The organism is Mesorhizobium sp. WSM4845 (genome assembly GCF_055811455.1).
The window spans coordinates 1-1,513 of record NZ_JBVVQA010000076.1; the positions used below are offsets into that span (position 1 = coordinate 1).

At 57.0% G+C, this 1,513-nt stretch carries 1 protein-coding gene; it reads right to left on the reverse strand.

Annotated elements, in window-relative coordinates:
- A partial coding sequence (locus AC0L2C_RS34055) for a putative bifunctional diguanylate cyclase/phosphodiesterase (protein WP_473525515.1) occupies positions 1 to 1,513 on the reverse strand: 1,513 nt, incomplete at both ends.

Consider the following 1,513-nt stretch of genomic DNA (forward strand, 5'->3'; position numbering starts at 1 on the left):
TCAAGCGCCTGGCTTAGCGGCACCGCCTTGGAGAATAGGAAGCCCTGAGCAGTTCTGCAGCCGAGCTTGTACAGAATTTGCCGGTCCGCCTCTGTTTCGACGCCTTCGGCCATGACATCGATCCCGAGCGCCCGACCAAGATCGATCACCGTTTTGACAAGCAGCCGGTCCTCCCGAGACTTGGCCAAGCCGCGGATGAAGCCTTGGTCTATTTTCACCTTGCGTATCCGACTGTCCTTGAGCGACGCCAACGTGGAAAAGCCGGTGCCGAAGTCATCGAGCGCGATGGAAATTCCGGCATGTGAAAGCCGTCCGAGCTTTTCATCCAGTCTTTCCGGGTCCACTGGAGATTCTTCGGTAATCTCGATTTCGAACATCGTTGTCGGAAGGTCTTTTGCCGCCAGACCATTCAGAACCATGTCGTCGATATCGCCGGCTTCCAATTCGCGCGGAGAAACATTCATTGCCACACGAACGTCTCGACGGTCAGCTTTCACCAAGCCGTCGATAAGAGCACAACAGTCGGAGAATACCGTTTGCGTTAACAGTTGAAGCATTCCGGTTTCGCGTGCGGCTGTCATGATTTCGGGTGGAGAGATGGAACCATGGATCGGATGGGACCACCTCAGCAAGGCTTCAAAACCGATCACGGCCTCGGTATCGAGTCTCACGATGGGCTGGAACCAAGGTGCCACCCTTCTCGCCTCTATCGCTGAATGAAGGTCGCGTTCGATGGACTGGCGACGTTGCAATTCCCTGTCGAGTTCGGCATCGAACAGGCGAAATTCGTTCCTGCCACGACGCTTGGCCGTGTAGAGGGCGACATCCGCCCGCAGCAACATTTCCGTCAGCCCCGGCCTTTCAGCCAGGTATATTCCGATCGATGCACCGATCCGGACGGACGCGACCTCACGATAGGGGCTGGCGACTTTGGCTATGATATTGGATGCGAGGGTACTGGGAGAAAGCGAACTCCTGAGTGAGGGAAAAAACAGCACGAACTCATCGCCGCCGATACGGGCGAGCGTTGAGCCTGCCGGCGCTGCCTGCTCTATGCGGCGGGCGATCATGACGAGCAGTTCATCACCGGTCCTGTGACCGTAGGTATCGTTGACAGATTTGAAGCCGTCCAGATCAATCAGCATTGCAACGAACGGGCCGTCCGTATTCTCGAGCTGATTGATCGCGTGTTCGAGGCCCCGTCTGTTGAGAAGGGCCGTTAGGTGGTCCTCCCTGGAATTGCGCTCCATTTCCGCCGCAAGCCGCTCCGCCTCATGTCTCAGGCGGCTTGCTTCGCGGAAGCGGGCTTGCCCTACAAACGAGCCTCGAACCAAGCCGCCCACGAAGAGCAGAACGGCAAAGGCCAGAATGTAATCTTCAAAGTTGCCTTTCGCCAGCAAGCAAGCCATCGCGATCACAAGCGGCGGCGTGATGAAGTTGATCGCGGCCGCGGCATATGAACTGCCGTATGTAACCGCACCAGCTGAGATGCCCGCCAGAATAATCAGATGCA